Raw genomic sequence first — 13,677 nt, forward strand, 5'->3', positions numbered from 1 at the left:
TGGTCCCTCAGACGTCCCGCTTCTGCGCGATGGCCCAGATCCCGCCGATGAGCGCGACGACGCCTCCGGCGACGACGGCGTAGAGGCCGATCCCGATGTCGATCATGTCCTGGGAGCCCTGCTCGTCGATCTGGTTCATCGCGTCGACGAGGTCGATCACGCCGATTCCGGCGACGACGAGTGCGAGGATCGCGCTGACGATCCCGACCCAGGCGCGGCCCTTCCCGAGTCCGATGAGCACGCCGCCGACCGCGGCGAGGATCGCGAGCGGGAGGATGAGCACGCCGTCCCTGCCGTCCTCCATGCCGTTGATGGACTCCGACACCCCGAACATCGACACCTCGAGCCAGGGCAGGAAGCAGCCGATCGCCGCGACGACGCCGCCGAGCACGAGGATCCAGCCGGCGATCGGTGTCGAGACGCGCTTACGCGTGCCGGCGCCGTAGCCCTGCGGGGATCCGTACCCCTGCGGAGCGCCGTAGGCCTGGGCACCGTGGAAGCCCTGCTGACCGCCGGGCGCACCGTACGGGGACTGACCTCCGTACGGCGACTGGCCGCCGTAGGGGGAACCCGCCTCGTACGGCGACGGGGCGCCGTACCCGGGCTGGGCGCCGTACCCGGGCTGAGCGCCGTAGCCCGGCTGCGCCCCGTAGCCGGGCGTCCCGCCCTGCTGGGGGTGGTTCCAGCCCTGACCCCCGTACTGCTGATCACTCATCGCGAGACCTCCGCTCCGTCGGTACGTGGCGACCCGGACGGTGGTGCCCGGGTCCGACCGCGCCGCGGCGCAGCCCACTCCCAGGAGCGTAATCCGCGCACGCCGCGCGGCCCCCGCCGAGGGATGGGTACCTCAGGGCGGGGGCTCGCGACGCCCCCACCAGGGCCGGTCCGGCTCGGGGCCGGGTTCCGGCGCGGGCGGGTCAGACCTGCGCGCGGATCAGGCGTTCGACCGGCTCAACCACCTGCGCAGTGCGCGCACCGTGGTCTCGACGACGCCGGTACCGCGCTGGGCGTGCGGCTGGTCGTTGAACGGGGCCACGGCCTGGTTGTGGGCACCCTGGCTCCGGTTCGCGAACGCCTTGCCGCGCGGGTCGAACGTGTGGTCGGACTGCGGCAGGTTCCAGCTCGCGCCGGACCACCGCCCACCGGACCTCTGGGACTCGGACATGTCCTCACCTCCGGACCGCCGCGTGCGGTCGGCCACCTCGACGTGATCCTGACGGTCGCACGCGTGCGAATGACGGTGATTCTACCGCGCGGCAGCGCTGATCGGAATGATTCTCGCTACCGCGCGGCGCGTGCTGCGGACCGCAGCCGGCCACGTCGGCGGGCACGGCGGGCGCGACGCTACCGGGCGGCGCGGGCCCGACGTCACCGGTCGGGCCGAGCCGGCCGCGTCACTCGCCGGCGCGAGCGGCGCGAGCCCGGCGCGGCTGGTCGACCGAGAATCCGGAGGCCTTGAGGTCGGACCGCAGGTTCTTCGGCAGCGAGAACAGCACGTCCTCCGTGGCCGTGCGCACCTCCTCGACCCCGAGGAACCCCAGCTCCTGCAGGCGCAGCACGACGTTGCGCACGAGGATCTCCGGAACCGAGGCGCCCGAGGTGACGCCGACCGACGTCGCACCCTCGAGCCAGGTCGGGTCGAGCTCGTCGGCGGTGTCGACGCGGTAGGCCGCGCCGGCACCGGCCTCGAGGGCGACCTCGACAAGGCGCACGGAGTTCGACGAGTTCGCCGACCCGACGACGATGACGACGTCCGACTCGGGCGCGAGCTTCTTCACCGCGACCTGCCGGTTCTGGGTGGCGTAGCAGATGTCGTCGCTCGGCGGGTCCTGGAGCGCGGGGAACCGCTCGCGCAGCTTGTTCACCGTCTCCATCGTCTCGTCGACGCTGAGCGTGGTCTGCGAGAGCCAGATGACCTGCTCCGGGTCGCGCACCTCGACCTGGTCGACCTCGTGGGGGCCGTTGACGACCTGGATGTGCTCGGGCGCCTCGCCGTACGTGCCCTCGACCTCCTCGTGGCCGTCGTGGCCGATGAGGAGGATGTCGAAGTCGTCGCGGGCGAAACGCACGGCCTCCTTGTGCACCTTGGTCACGAGCGGGCACGTCGCGTCGATGGTCGCGAGGTTCCGAGCGGCGGCCTGGGCGTGGACGGCCGGGGAGACACCGTGGGCGGAGAAGACGACCCGCGCGCCCTCCGGCACCTCGTCGGTCTCGGCGACGAAGATCGCGCCGCGCCTGGACAGGGTCTCGACGACGAACTTGTTGTGGACGATCTCCTTGCGCACGTACACGGGCGCGCCGTAGAGCTCGAGTGCCTTCTCCACGGCGTCGACGGCCCGGTCGACGCCGGCGCAGTAGCCGCGCGGGGTGGCCAGGAGGATGCGCTTCCCGTCAGGAGAGTCGAAGGACTCGACCTGCTGCGGGAACGCCGACGCGCCGGCCAGGGACTGGATCGTGTCGGTGGAGGTCACGTCTCCAGGATAGGCGGCCGGTGCAAGGCCCCGCCGGGAGGAGGCTGCTCTCACACCACGCGGCGGCACGGTCCGCCCGGGACCTCTCAGCGCCCCAGCACGGCACCGCGGACGCGGCCGATCCCCCATACGAGGAACCCGCACGCGAGCCAGGCGCCCAGCAGCATGGCGACGGTCGAGACGAAGTCGGAGGAGCCGGGGTCGACGAACGCGTAGATCGGGTAGCCCAGGCGATCGGTCTGCCACATGTACAGGGCGAGGTAGGCGAACATCGGCAGCACCCACAGGACTGGCCAGAAGCCCGGGACTCGATCCTGGTTGCGCCCCACGAACAGCCAGTCGAGCACCATCGCGACCGGGAGCACGAGGTGCACCACGAGCGAGAGTCGTTCGTCGAGCGCGCCCTCGAGCAGGGCGACGAAGACGATCGAGGTCATCACCGAGTACGTCGTCACCATGCCGCGGAACCAGCCGTGGCGTCCCTCGAGCCGGTGCCGCGCGGAGCCCGGCAGCACCACCCGCAGGACGGACAGGGTCATCACGAGAGCGACGAGGATCGAGCTGATGGTGGTGAAGAAGGTCAGCTGGTCGAGCACGCCCGCCCAGTCCCTGATCTCGAGCGCGGGAGCCAGCAGCTCGTACAGGGCCCAGATTGCGAGCGCCGCCACGGCAAGCCGCCAGACGACCGAGATCACCACGACGCCCCCGCTCGCGGGTGGAAGCCCCCTGCGCCCCGCGGGGCTCCCCGGCCCCTGGTACGGGACCGCCCCCGACGGCGGACGGCCGGGTCCGTAGGGCGCTCCGGGTCCGTAGGCCGAACCGGGCGCATGTCCGGGACCGGGCGCGTAGGGCGAGCCGGGCGCATGTCCGGGACCGGGCGGGGGCACGGCAGCTGCCGGTCCCCAACCGGGTCCCGGTGCGGGCTCGGACAGGGCGGGGAGCTCGGCGGTGGTCACACGAGCCTCCGGATCCTGCGGCGTCGCGGCCGAGTCGAACGGGGCGACTCCGCCGGGCCGTGCCTCCGGCGGAACGGGCGCCATGGCCTCGGTCCGCGCCGGATCCTCGGACACGGGGCGTGCACCCGCACCGGTCGGAGGACGCCCCGACGGCCCGCCCGACGAGGCGCGCACCTGCGCGGCCATGGAGCCGGGGACGGCGACGGTCGGGTCGATGTCGTCCTCGTCGTGCGGGTGCGTCATGTCGGTTCCTCGTCGGTCGTCGTCGCTGTGGTCCGGCGTCGAGCGTAGGCATCCCGACCGTTCCCGGCAGTCCCCGGCGCGGACAGGCCTCACCGTGTCGGGGCTCGGTGCGACGATGGGGCCATGGCAGACAACCTTCTCGCGCCCGACCCCGTCCGTCTCCCCGAGAACGGCCCCGACGCAGCTGTCTCCGCCGCGCTCGAGGCCGGCACCGACCCCCGCGAGGTCGCGGCCGCGAACCCCGCCTCGTCCCTGGCCTGGGCCACGCTGTCCCGCGCGGCGCTCGCTGACGACCCCGTCGTCGCGTACGCGTTCGCCCGCACCGGCTACCACCGTGGGCTGGACGCGCTGCGCAAGGGCGGCTGGCGCGGACAGGGCCCGGTCCCGGCCTCCCACGCACCCAACCACGGCGTGATCCTCGCCGTGCTCGCGCTGCGCGAGGCGGCGCGAGCGATCGGCGAGACGCCCGAGGTCGAGCGGCTCTCCGCCCTGGCGGACGACTTCGACCCCGACGCCGAGGCGATCCTCGCCCGCGCGTGAACACGAACGACGCCGGCGAACGCGCGCCGCTGCCGGCCACCGCGGCCACGACGACCCCGGAGGCGCCGTGGCCGGTGCGTCTGCTGTCGCAGAAGATCGCGGACTATGTCGACCGCATGTCGGCGCTGTGGGTCGAGGGCCAGCTCGTCGAGGTCAACCGCCGCCCGGGCGCCCGCACGGCGTTCCTCACGATGCGCGACACCGACGCGGAGATGTCGCTGCGCATCTCCATCGCCGCCCGGGCACTTCCGGCCGAGGTCGCGCCCGGTGCCCACGTCGTCGCGCACGCGAAGCCGAGCTTCTGGACCAAGAACGGGAGCTTCAACCTCTGGGCCGATGACCTGCGGGCGATCGGCGTCGGCGGACTGCTCGCGCGCATCGAGGCCCTCCGGAAGGTCCTCGCCGCCGAGGGCCTCTTCGACGACTCCCGCAAGCGGCCGCTGCCGTTCCTCCCGGAGGTCGTGGGCCTGGTGTGCGGCCGCGACGCCAAGGCGAAGGACGACGTCCTCACCAACGCGCGCCTGCGCTGGCCGGCCGTCCGGTTCGAGGTCCGGGAGGTCGCCGTCCAGGGCGTGAGCACGGTCCCCGAGGTCAGCGCGGCGATCGCCGAGCTCGACGCGATCGAGGAGGTCGACGTCGTCGTCGTGGCTCGCGGCGGCGGGTCGGTCGAGGACCTCTTCCCGTTCTCCAACGAGGCGCTCGTGCGCGCGGTCGCCACGTGCCGGACGCCGGTGGTCTCGGCGATCGGCCACGAGGGGGACTCACCCCTGCTCGACCTCGTCGCCGACGTGCGCGCGTCGACGCCGACGGACGCCGCCCGCCGGGTGGTCCCTGACTTCGCACGAGAGAGCGCCGGCGTGGCCGACGCGCGCGAGCGGGTCCGTCGCGCGGTCCTCTCCCGGCTCGACCGGGCCTACGCCGAGCTCGCGACACTGCGCGGCCGGCCGGTGCTCGCCCGCCCGGAGACGATGCTCGAGGGGCCCGCGGCCGAGGTCGCCTCGCTCCGGCATCGCGCGCGCTCCGCCCTCGACGGACGGCTCGCCGCGGCGTCGGCCGAGCTCGCCCGGGCCCACGGCGGCCTGCTCGCGCTCTCGCCGGCGGCCACGCTGGCGCGCGGGTACGCGGTGCTGCGCAGGCGCGACGGCCGCGTGGTGCGGGACCAGGCCGAGGTGGCCTCCGGGGACCGGCTCGAGGCGATCCTCCACGCGGGCCGCCTCGGGGTCGAGGTCGTCGCCGCCCGCGAGGTGTAGTTGACTGACCGCGTGAACGTGAGGATGCAGCACCCCGACTCCCTCGACCCGCAGCGTCGGTCCCGGACCTCCCCCGATGCGGAGTCCCCCGCGGACGGGACCGGCGGCGACACGGACGGCACCGGCTCGGCCGCCGCCGACGCGGACGCGGCCGGCGACGCCGCGCCCGACCCCGCCGAGGGAGTCGCCGACCTGAGCTACGAGCAGGCCCGCGACGAGCTCGTCGGCGTCGTCCGGCGCCTCGAGTCCGGGGAGCTCCCGCTGGAGGAGGCGCTCGCACTGTGGCAGCGCGGCGAGGCCCTCGCCGACCGCTGCCAGGCCTGGCTCGACGGCGCCCGTCGCGCGCTCGACGAGGCCCGCGGTGATGGCGACGCGGACGACGACGGCGCCACGACGGCGGGCGCGACCGCGTGAGCGCCGGCCCCACCCCCGCCGCGGCATGGGAGCGCCTGCGGGAGGGAAACCACCGGTTCGTCGCGGACACGATGGAGCACCCGGACCAGTCCGCGGCGCGACGCACGGAGGTCTCGGTCGACCAGACCCCGTTCGCCGTCGTCCTGGGGTGCTCGGACTCCCGGGTCGCCGCCGAGCTCGTGTTCGACCAGGGGCTCGGCGACCTGTTCGTCGTGCGCACCGCGGGTCACGTCCTCGACACGACCGTCATCGGTTCGATCGAGTACGGGGTCGACATCCTCGGGATCCCCCTCGTGGTCGTCCTCGGCCACGACTCGTGCGGGGCGGTCGGTGCCGCGGTCAAGGCGCTGACCACCGGCCGGATGCCGACCGGGTTCGTGCGCGCCGTCGTCGACCGGGTGATCCCCTCGCTCGTCACGCGCGCCGTCCTGCCGGGCGAGACCCCCGACGGCGAGGCGGCCCCGGCCGGCGCCGAGGGGACGCCGACCGACGACGACTCCCGGCTCACGCTGCCGCCGGCGGGCGACCTGCGCCGTCAGCACGTCCGCTCGACCGTGGAGATGCTCGTCGACTACTCGGCCATCGTGCGCCAGTCGATCGCTGCCGGCGAGACCGCCGTCGTCGGGGTGGAGTACACGCTCGCCGAGGGGACCGCGATGCTCGTCGACGTCGTGGGGGACGTCGGTGAGGCCCCGCTCGCCACGGGCGCTGCCGCCGGCTGACCCGCCCGGCGTCCGGGCCCGTCAGACCTCGTAGTTCTCCAGCAGGTCGGTGACCAGGGCGGCGACCGCGGACCGCTCGGACCGGGTGAGGGTGACGTGCGCGAAGAGCTCGCGCCCCTTGAGCGCCTCGACCACGGACGCGATGCCGTCGTGCCGCCCCACCCGGAGGTTGTCCCGCTGGGCGATGTCGTGCGTGAGGACCACCCGGGAGTTCTGCCCGATGCGGGACAGCACGGTCAGCAGCACGTTCCGCTCGAGGGACTGGGCCTCGTCGACGATGACGAACGCGTCGTGCAGGGAGCGTCCGCGGATGTGGGTCAGCGGCAGGACCTCGAGGAGGTTGCGGCCCATGACCTCCTCGACGACCTGGGAGTCGACGACGGCGCCGAGCGTGTCGTAGACGGCGTCCGCCCACGGGTTCATCTTCTCTGCCTCGGTGCCGGGGAGGTAGCCGAGCTCCTGACCGCCGACGGCGTACAGCGGACGGAACACGAGGATCCGCTTGTGCTCGCCGCGCTCGAGGACCGCCTCCAGGCCCGCGCACAGGGCGAGCGCCGACTTGCCGGTGCCCGCCCGGCCCCCCAGGGAGACGATCCCGACGTCGGGGTTGACGAGGTGGTCGATCGCCACGCGCTGCTCGGCCGAACGACCGCGCATCCCGAAGATCTCCCGGTCGCCGCGCACGAGCGTGAGCCGACCGCCGGATGAGGTCCGCGCAAGGGCGGAGCCACGCGGGGAGTGCAGGACCACGCCGGTGTTGACGGGCTGCTCGGGAAGGTCGCCGGGGGTGGCGAGGTCGCCGATCTCGAGCGCCTCGGCGCTCCACAGGTCGGACATCTCCGACTCGGTGACGTCCGCCGTCGTCATCCCGGTGTACCCCGTGTCGACGACCTGGCCCGCGCGGTACTCCTCGGCGTCGAGGCCGACCGCCGAGGCCTTGACCCGCATGGGCAGATCCTTGGACACCACCGTGACGGCGTTGCCCTCAGCGGCGAGGTTCGCCGCGACGGCGAGGATGCGCGTGTCGTTGTCGCCCAGGCGCAGCCCCGACGGCAGGACCGCGTCGTTGGAGTGGTTGAGCTCGACCCGCAGCGTGCCGCCGTCGGTGCCGACCGGGACCGGCCGGTCGAGATGGCCGTGCCGGACCCGCATCCCGTCGAGCAGGCGCAGGGCGGCGCGGGCGAAGTAGCCGAGCTCGCTGTGGTGGCGCTTGGCCTCGAGCTCGGTGACGACGACGACCGGCAGGACGACGTCGTGCTCGGCGAACTTCGTCATCGCGCGGGGGTCCGACAGCAGGACCGACGTGTCCAGGACATAGGTACGCAACGCGGTGCCCTGGGGCTCCGGGACGCCGAGCTCGGCGGCGACCTCGCTCCCGGTGCTGGTGACGGGCTCGGACGCAGTGTGCTGGGCAGCGGTGGTGCTCACGTCGTGCTCCCTCCGGCGCAGGTGCGCGGGTCAGGACCCTCGGCCGGGCACGCGATGCGCCGGCCTCGGACTCGGGGCGGGCGGACGGCCCACGGGGGCCGGCCGGCCCCCGTCGTGCGCAACGTGTGCGCCATGGGCGACCTCCCGGAGGACGGCGGTCGTGCCGTCCGTCATCGACGAACCTACGCCGCGCCCGAGCCGGGGTGCGGGCGCCACGCGCGCGGCGCACCGGGGTTCGACAAGTGTTCACGGGGCCGACACGAATGTGTCATGCGCGACACGCTCCGTGCCCGACGCGGCCCCGCGCGCACCCCGTCGACGTCACCGAACGGTCGAGACGCGTCAGCGGCCGAGCCGGCGCTCGCGGTGGGAGAAGTCGCGCAGCGCCCGTAGGAGATCGACGCGCCGGAAGTCCGGCCAGAACGCCTCGCAGAAGTACAGCTCGGAGTGCACCGACTGCCACAGGAGGAACCCCCCGAGGCGCTGCTCGCCGGAGGTGCGGATGAGCAGGTCGGGATCAGGCTGACCGGAGGTGTACAGGTGCCCGTCGATGTCCGCCACGGTGAGGCTCGCGGCCACCTCCTCCAGCGAACGCCCCTCCGCGGCACGCTCCGCGAGGAGCGAGCGCACGGCGTCGGCGATCTCCTCGCGACCGCCGTACCCCACGGCGATGTTCACCACGAGTCCGTCCCCGACCGGCGAGGCGGCCGCCCGGAGCCGGTCGGCGATGTCGGCCGGCAGCAGGTCCAGGGAACCGACGAGGCGGACGTTCCACCGGGCTGTCGCGCCGATCGAGGCGACGGAGCCCACGATGATCTCCAGCAGGTCGGCGACCTCGGCCGGGTCGCGCCGCAGGTTGTCCGTGGAGAGCATCCACAGCGTGACGACCTCGACGCCGACCTCCTCGCACCACTCGAGCAGCTCGTGGACCTTGTCCGCGCCCCGACGATGGCCGTCGGCGGTCTGCGCCCCGACCGACCGGGCCCACCGGCGGTTCCCGTCGAGCATGACGCCGACGTGCTTCGGCATCCGCGACCGGTCGATCTCGCCGAGGAGGCGGCGCTCGTACAGCGAGTACAGCACGTCGCTCGAGCGCACTATCCACCTCCGTCCGATCGTCGCAGGGTGCGACATACCCGGCAGCGTAGCGACCGTGGCGAGGGAGTCGTGGCACGGCGCGTCCACGCGGCGGGATCCGTCCTTCCGCGCCTACCTACAGTCCTGTAGGTTAAGCCGCATGACCCTTGCCCAGGGCGGCCCCGCACCGGCGGACCGTGGCACGCCAGGCCCGGCGCCAGCCTTGCCGGTCAAGCCGCTCGCCCGCGGATGGATCCACCTCGCCACGGCGCCGCTCGCGTTCGTCGTGGGCCTCGCGCTCGTCGCCACCGCTCCTACGCTCTCCGGCCGCATCGCCTGCGCCGTCTTCGCGCTGACCGCCGTCCAGATGTTCGCGACCTCGGCGGTCTACCACCGGGGGGTGTGGAACGACCGGCTCGGCGTACTCCTCCGCCGCCTCGACCACACCAACATCTTCCTGCTCATCGCCGGTACCTACACGCCGCTCGCGGTGATGCTCCTGCCCGCCCGGACGGCGACCCTGCTGCTCGCGGTCGTCTGGGGCGGCGCGCTGCTCGGCACGCTGAGCCGGATGTTCTGGCTGTCCGCGCCACGCTGGGTCTACACGCCGGTGTACGTCGCCCTCGGCTGGGTCGCGGTGTGGTTCATGCCGGACTTCTGGCGAGAGGCCGGCCCCGGGGTCGTCCTCCTCCTCGTCGCGGGCGGCCTGGCGTACACCGCCGGCGCGGTGGTCTACGCGCTCCGGCGGCCGGACCCGGCCCCGCGCGTGTTCGGGTTCCACGAGATCTTCCACGTCGGCACGGTGATCGGGTGGGCCTGCCACGCGGGTTCGGTCGCGCTCACCTCCCTCGCCACGGCCGGCGCCCACTAGGGTCGGAGGCCCACCTCGACAAGGAGCTGACCGTGGCCGACGACCCCGCCTGGACCGCACCGCCCACCGACCTCCTCAGGCCCGGCCCCGACTTCGACCTCGCGGCCTTCGACCGGGCGTCGACCCCTGGGTTCGACGGCGGCAAGGCCGACGGCAAGGCGCTGACGGCCGAGCGCGGCCTGCTCATGTCCGAGCTCCAGGAGCGGCTGTTCGCCGAGGGACGCTCCGGAGGCGAACGCTCGGTCCTGCTCGTCCTCCAGGGGCTCGACACCGCGGGCAAGGGCGGGATCGTGCGGCACGTCATGGGCATGGTCGACCCGCAGGGGATCGACCTGCACTCGTTCGGCGTCCCGACCGAGGAGGAGAAGCGCCACAACTACCTCTGGCGGATCCGCCGGGCGCTTCCCCGGGCCGGCCGCATCGGCGTCTTCGACCGCTCGCACTACGAGGACGTGCTCGTGGCACGCGTCGACCAGCTCGTCGAGGAGGAGGTGTGGCGCCGCCGCTACGCCGAGATCAACCGGTTCGAGCGCACCGTGGCCTCCCGGGGCACGACCATCGTCAAGGTCGCCCTCATGGTCTCGAAGCAGGAGCAGGGGCTGCGGCTGCTCGAGCGGCTGGACCGCCCCGACAAGCACTGGAAGTACAACCCCAGCGACGTCGCCACCCGCAAGAAGTGGGACGACTACCAGGAGGCATACTCCGACGTCCTGGCCCGGACGAACACCGACATCGCTCCGTGGCACGTGATCCCGGCGGACAAGAAGTGGTACGCGCGCCTCGCCGTGACCGAGCTGGTCACCCAGGCGCTCATCGACCTGGACCCACGGTGGCCGCGCCCCCGCTGGCGGGTCGCCACGCAGGTCGCCGCGCTGCTGCGCACGATGGACCCGGAGAGCGTGCCCACGGACGACGAACGCAGCGAGACCGTCGAGGACTCGCTCGCCGACGAGCGGGAGTTCGCCGAGGCCGTCGCGGGCGCCGTCGACGACGCTACGCCCGCCACGACCCCGACCCCCGAGAAGGAGTCCGACGGCCGGGCGGGCAAAAAGGCGGACGGGAAGAACGACAAGAAGAACGACAAGAAGTCCGGGAAGAAGAAGGGCAACAAGAAGGGCGAGAAGAAGTCCGACAAGAAGGACGGCAAGAAGGACGGCAAGAAGAGCACGAAGAAGGCCGCCAAGAAGTAACGATCGTCACACGGCGAAGCGTCCCGATCATGTGATGTCGGCCCATCACGTCAGTTGACCCGGCTTTCGGACTATCCACGGGGACGCGGGCACGAGAGCATATGTCCGTGTGCGCGACCGGCGCACCACGCCCCCAGGAGGACACCATGTTCGTTGCCGACGTCCCGCCCGCCGACCTCGCGGTCGACCAGTCCCAGATCGTGCTCACCGAGCTGTCGGGCGCCGCCCGCACGGCCGGCGACTCGGAGCTCACGGTCCTGGTCGAGCCCGAGACCGACCCGGCCGCACTGCCGCTCGCCGCCGCCGATGACACGAACGCCACCCCCGACTCGGGCAAGGGCAAGCCGGGCAAGATCGGCATCCGCTGGCCCTGATCCTCATCCGACGACGGAGCGCACGAGGGGGCGAGGACGCCTACCTCTCGAGTCCGCCGGCCGAGCCGGACGCATCGTCGCTCGGCCCGGCCGGCCCCGGGGCGGGGTCACTCTCGTCCGCCCCCGGGCCGGAGCCGGACTGCTCCGAGCCCCCGTCACGACGGTCCGCCGCCTCCTGAGCAGCGCGCACGCGCGCGTTCTGGTCGACCGTGCGCATCTGGCGCACCACGAGCACGCCGAGCACGACGACAACCGCGGCCAGCGCGAAGAAGGCGAAGAAGCCCTCGATGCCGGGCGAGACGTCCCACGGCTGCAGCTCGCCGGACGGTGTCTCGGCCCCGGCGCGCCAGGCGCCCGCCGCGTCGGGCGCGCCCCCCGGGCTCACCGCGTGGTCCGGTCGCGCCCGTGCCCGGTACCGACCGCGTCGGAGTCGGTTCCGACGTCGGCGAGGTCGGCCCCGACCACGACGACCGGCGCACCTTGCGCCAGCCCGTCCGGGACGACCCCGGCGAACAGGTCCTCCTCGACCTCGTCGGGGACCTGCACGCGGGCGAGGACGAGCTCGAACTCCTCGACCGGCCACACCTCGGCCTCCAGCTCGCGCGGGACCGAGAAGAAGAACCCGTCCGGGTCGATCTGCGTGGCGTGCGCGCGCAGGGCCGCGTCCCGGGAGGCGAAGTGTTCGGCCACCCGGATGCGGGCCGTCGCGTCGCGCCGCTCGCGCCCCAAGTCCCGGTCACGCTCCTCGCGACGCTCGATCCACTCGGCGAACGGCGACTCCCCACCGCGAGCTAGGAGGGCGTCATGCACGGCCTGGATGCGTCCGCCCGAGAACGAGACGTCGTAGTACACCTTCTGCACGGCCCACGGCTCGCCCGCCTCGGGGAACCGGTCGGGGTCCGCGGCGGCGTCGAAGGCGAGCATCGAGATCTCGTGCACCCGCACGTGGTCGGGGTGGGGATAGCCGCCGTTCTCGTCGTAGGTCGTCATCACGTGGGGGCGGAACTCGCGGATCTGCGCCACGAGCGCCCCGACCACGACCTCCTCCGGCTCGAGCGCGAAGCACCCCTCGGGCAGCGGCGGCAGCGGGTCACCCTCGGGCAGGCCGGAGTCGACGAAGCCGAGCCACGCGTGCTCCACGCCCAGCGCCGCGGCGGCCGCGGCCATCTCCTGCACGCGCAGCTCGGACATGTTGGCCTCGACGTCAGGGTCGCCCTGGAGCCTGGGGTTGAGCACGGAGCCGCGCTCGCCGCCGGTCGCCGTGACGACCCGGACCCGGTGCCCCTCGGCGGCGTACCGGGCCATCATCGCGGCACCCTTGCTGGCCTCGTCGTCGGGATGGGCATGCACGGCCATCAGCCGGAGCGGGCTGGTCGTCACGTCGGTACTCCTCGTCTGCTGCGATCCGCGGGGCGCGGCCCGGACGGCGGACCGCCGTCGGGGACAATGGTCCAACACCTGACCCCCGGAGTGCGAACGGCCCTCGGGTGTCGGACCCACGACGGAAGCGTAGGCATGACGAACGGGAAGACGACCAGCGGCACCGATGAGGGACCGGACACGACCCGCGGGCGCGAGGTACCGGCCATCGACCCCGACCTGGTGCGCCGACGCTACGGGAGCGCGCGGCCTGGCGGATCCCGGCGCGCGCAGTGGCTCGCCCCACTCGTGGGCGCCCTCGTCCTCGTCGCGGGCGCGGTCGGGATCAGCCTGGCGATGAGCCAGGAGGAGGACGTCCTGGTCGAGCACGTCGGGTACACGGTGACGCGACCGGACGAGGTCGAGGTGCGGTTCGTCGTCGTGGCCGAGCCCGGGACCGAGGTGGTGTGCACGCTCCGCGCGGTCAACGTGGACTTCACCGAGGTCGGGGTCCGCGAGGTACACATCGGTCCCGTCGCGGAACGACGCACGGCGGCCGTCGAGCCGATCGTCACCTCGGAGAGCGCGGCGTCCGGGCACGCCGAGTCGTGCCGGCCGGCCTGATCGCCGGCCCTGACCACAGTGGTGACGCGGTCCACAGATGCGGGCGTGGATCGGTGTCATGGTGCTAGAATGACGGTTTCACTCACCGCCTGGACCCACCCTGGGGCCGGGCGGTTTCCGTCCGTCGCCGCGCGGCGGGCACCATCACACGACGTAAG

The 13,677-nt window shown here is 73.3% G+C and carries 16 protein-coding genes; 8 read left to right on the top strand and 8 right to left on the bottom strand.

Going from position 1 to position 13,677, the window contains the following annotated elements:
* Positions 1-7 precede the first annotated feature (7 nt).
* From ACZLKG_RS08660 to ACZLKG_RS08675, 4 genes are all read right to left on the bottom strand, one after another.
* The gene (locus tag ACZLKG_RS08660) at positions 8-715 is read right to left on the bottom strand and encodes a hypothetical protein (RefSeq protein WP_463648516.1); all 708 of its coding nucleotides are present in this window, start codon (positions 713-715) and stop codon (positions 8-10) included.
* Positions 716-934: 219 nt separating this feature from the next.
* Complete coding sequence (locus ACZLKG_RS08665) at positions 935-1,165, bottom strand: hypothetical protein (protein ID WP_425709413.1); 231 nt, start codon at positions 1,163-1,165, stop codon at positions 935-937.
* A 229-nt stretch (positions 1,166-1,394) separates the two neighbouring features.
* Entirely contained in the window at positions 1,395-2,444 is a 1,050-nt protein-coding gene (locus tag ACZLKG_RS08670; protein ID WP_425709427.1) for a 4-hydroxy-3-methylbut-2-enyl diphosphate reductase, read from the bottom strand.
* A 113-nt stretch (positions 2,445-2,557) separates the two neighbouring features.
* Complete coding sequence (locus tag ACZLKG_RS08675; RefSeq protein ID WP_463648517.1) at positions 2,558-3,670, bottom strand: Pr6Pr family membrane protein; 1,113 nt, start codon at positions 3,668-3,670, stop codon at positions 2,558-2,560.
* Positions 3,671-3,793: 123 nt separating this feature from the next.
* On the opposite strand from ACZLKG_RS08675, the gene ACZLKG_RS08680 reads away from it, so the two are divergent.
* From ACZLKG_RS08680 to ACZLKG_RS08695, 4 genes are read left to right on the top strand one after another with little or no spacing between them, the layout of a single operon-like run.
* On the top strand, positions 3,794-4,210 hold the full coding sequence (locus ACZLKG_RS08680) for a DUF3151 domain-containing protein (RefSeq protein WP_463648518.1): 417 nt from the start codon (positions 3,794-3,796) through the stop codon (positions 4,208-4,210).
* A complete protein-coding gene (xseA, locus tag ACZLKG_RS08685) occupies positions 4,207-5,460 on the top strand; it encodes an exodeoxyribonuclease VII large subunit (RefSeq protein ID WP_463648519.1) in 1,254 nt (417 codons plus the stop codon). The genes ACZLKG_RS08680 and xseA overlap by 4 nt, the downstream gene beginning before the upstream one ends.
* A gap of 12 nt (positions 5,461-5,472) precedes the next feature.
* Positions 5,473-5,874, top strand: a complete 402-nt coding sequence (locus tag ACZLKG_RS08690; RefSeq protein ID WP_463648520.1) for an exodeoxyribonuclease VII small subunit — start codon at positions 5,473-5,475, stop codon at positions 5,872-5,874.
* Positions 5,871-6,596 carry a carbonic anhydrase gene (locus ACZLKG_RS08695; RefSeq protein ID WP_463648521.1) on the top strand — a complete coding sequence of 242 codons (726 nt, stop codon included), beginning with the start codon at positions 5,871-5,873 and terminating at the stop codon, positions 6,594-6,596. Before ACZLKG_RS08690 ends, ACZLKG_RS08695 begins: the two co-directional genes overlap by 4 nt.
* A gap of 21 nt (positions 6,597-6,617) precedes the next feature.
* Here the strand turns inward: ACZLKG_RS08695 and ACZLKG_RS08700 are convergent, their stop codons facing one another.
* Both ACZLKG_RS08700 and ACZLKG_RS08705 read right to left on the bottom strand, forming a co-directional pair.
* Positions 6,618-7,871, bottom strand: a complete 1,254-nt coding sequence (locus ACZLKG_RS08700; RefSeq protein ID WP_463648580.1) for a PhoH family protein — start codon at positions 7,869-7,871, stop codon at positions 6,618-6,620.
* 495 nt (positions 7,872-8,366) lie between these two features.
* On the bottom strand, positions 8,367-9,122 hold the full coding sequence (locus ACZLKG_RS08705) for an isoprenyl transferase (RefSeq protein WP_463648522.1): 756 nt from the start codon (positions 9,120-9,122) through the stop codon (positions 8,367-8,369).
* A gap of 139 nt (positions 9,123-9,261) precedes the next feature.
* Between ACZLKG_RS08705 and trhA the strand changes: the two genes are divergently transcribed.
* The 3 genes from trhA (at position 9,262) to ACZLKG_RS08720 (ending at position 11,536) form a co-directional block, all read left to right on the top strand.
* Positions 9,262-9,972 carry a PAQR family membrane homeostasis protein TrhA gene (gene trhA, locus ACZLKG_RS08710; RefSeq protein WP_463648523.1) on the top strand — a complete coding sequence of 237 codons (711 nt, stop codon included), beginning with the start codon at positions 9,262-9,264 and terminating at the stop codon, positions 9,970-9,972.
* 32 nt (positions 9,973-10,004) lie between these two features.
* The gene (locus ACZLKG_RS08715; protein WP_463648524.1) at positions 10,005-11,162 is read left to right on the top strand and encodes a PPK2 family polyphosphate kinase; all 1,158 of its coding nucleotides are present in this window, start codon (positions 10,005-10,007) and stop codon (positions 11,160-11,162) included.
* A 146-nt stretch (positions 11,163-11,308) separates the two neighbouring features.
* Complete coding sequence (locus ACZLKG_RS08720; protein ID WP_463648525.1) at positions 11,309-11,536, top strand: hypothetical protein; 228 nt, start codon at positions 11,309-11,311, stop codon at positions 11,534-11,536.
* A 40-nt stretch (positions 11,537-11,576) separates the two neighbouring features.
* On the opposite strand, the gene ACZLKG_RS08725 is transcribed toward ACZLKG_RS08720, so the two are convergent.
* The gene (locus ACZLKG_RS08725; protein ID WP_463648526.1) at positions 11,577-11,921 is read right to left on the bottom strand and encodes a hypothetical protein; all 345 of its coding nucleotides are present in this window, start codon (positions 11,919-11,921) and stop codon (positions 11,577-11,579) included.
* Positions 11,918-12,892, bottom strand: coding sequence for a mycothiol conjugate amidase Mca (gene mca, locus ACZLKG_RS08730; RefSeq protein ID WP_463648581.1), 975 nt, complete (start codon positions 12,890-12,892; stop codon positions 11,918-11,920). The genes ACZLKG_RS08725 and mca overlap by 4 nt, the downstream gene beginning before the upstream one ends.
* Before the next feature lie 159 nt (positions 12,893-13,051).
* Between mca and ACZLKG_RS08735 the strand changes: the two genes are divergently transcribed.
* The gene (locus ACZLKG_RS08735; protein ID WP_463648527.1) at positions 13,052-13,519 is read left to right on the top strand and encodes a DUF4307 domain-containing protein; all 468 of its coding nucleotides are present in this window, start codon (positions 13,052-13,054) and stop codon (positions 13,517-13,519) included.
* Positions 13,520-13,677: the final 158 nt, after the last annotated feature.

Source organism: Georgenia sp. Z2081, from assembly GCF_055326445.1.

What these genes read in the sequence shown, in the direction of transcription:
- mca (WP_463648581.1), bottom strand. Translation starts at nt 12,892, where the DNA reads ATGGCCGTGCATGCCCATCCCGACGACGAGGCCAGCAAGGGTGCCGCG.
- trhA (WP_463648523.1), top strand. Translation starts at nt 9,262, where the DNA reads ATGACCCTTGCCCAGGGCGGCCCCGCACCGGCGGACCGTGGCACGCCA.
- ACZLKG_RS08660 (WP_463648516.1), bottom strand. Translation starts at nt 715, where the DNA reads ATGAGTGATCAGCAGTACGGGGGTCAGGGCTGGAACCACCCCCAGCAG.
- ACZLKG_RS08735 (WP_463648527.1), top strand. Translation starts at nt 13,052, where the DNA reads ATGACGAACGGGAAGACGACCAGCGGCACCGATGAGGGACCGGACACG.
- ACZLKG_RS08665 (WP_425709413.1), bottom strand. Translation starts at nt 1,165, where the DNA reads ATGTCCGAGTCCCAGAGGTCCGGTGGGCGGTGGTCCGGCGCGAGCTGG.
- ACZLKG_RS08680 (WP_463648518.1), top strand. Translation starts at nt 3,794, where the DNA reads ATGGCAGACAACCTTCTCGCGCCCGACCCCGTCCGTCTCCCCGAGAAC.
- ACZLKG_RS08720 (WP_463648525.1), top strand. Translation starts at nt 11,309, where the DNA reads ATGTTCGTTGCCGACGTCCCGCCCGCCGACCTCGCGGTCGACCAGTCC.
- ACZLKG_RS08700 (WP_463648580.1), bottom strand. Translation starts at nt 7,871, where the DNA reads ATGACGAAGTTCGCCGAGCACGACGTCGTCCTGCCGGTCGTCGTCGTC.
- ACZLKG_RS08675 (WP_463648517.1), bottom strand. Translation starts at nt 3,670, where the DNA reads ATGACGCACCCGCACGACGAGGACGACATCGACCCGACCGTCGCCGTC.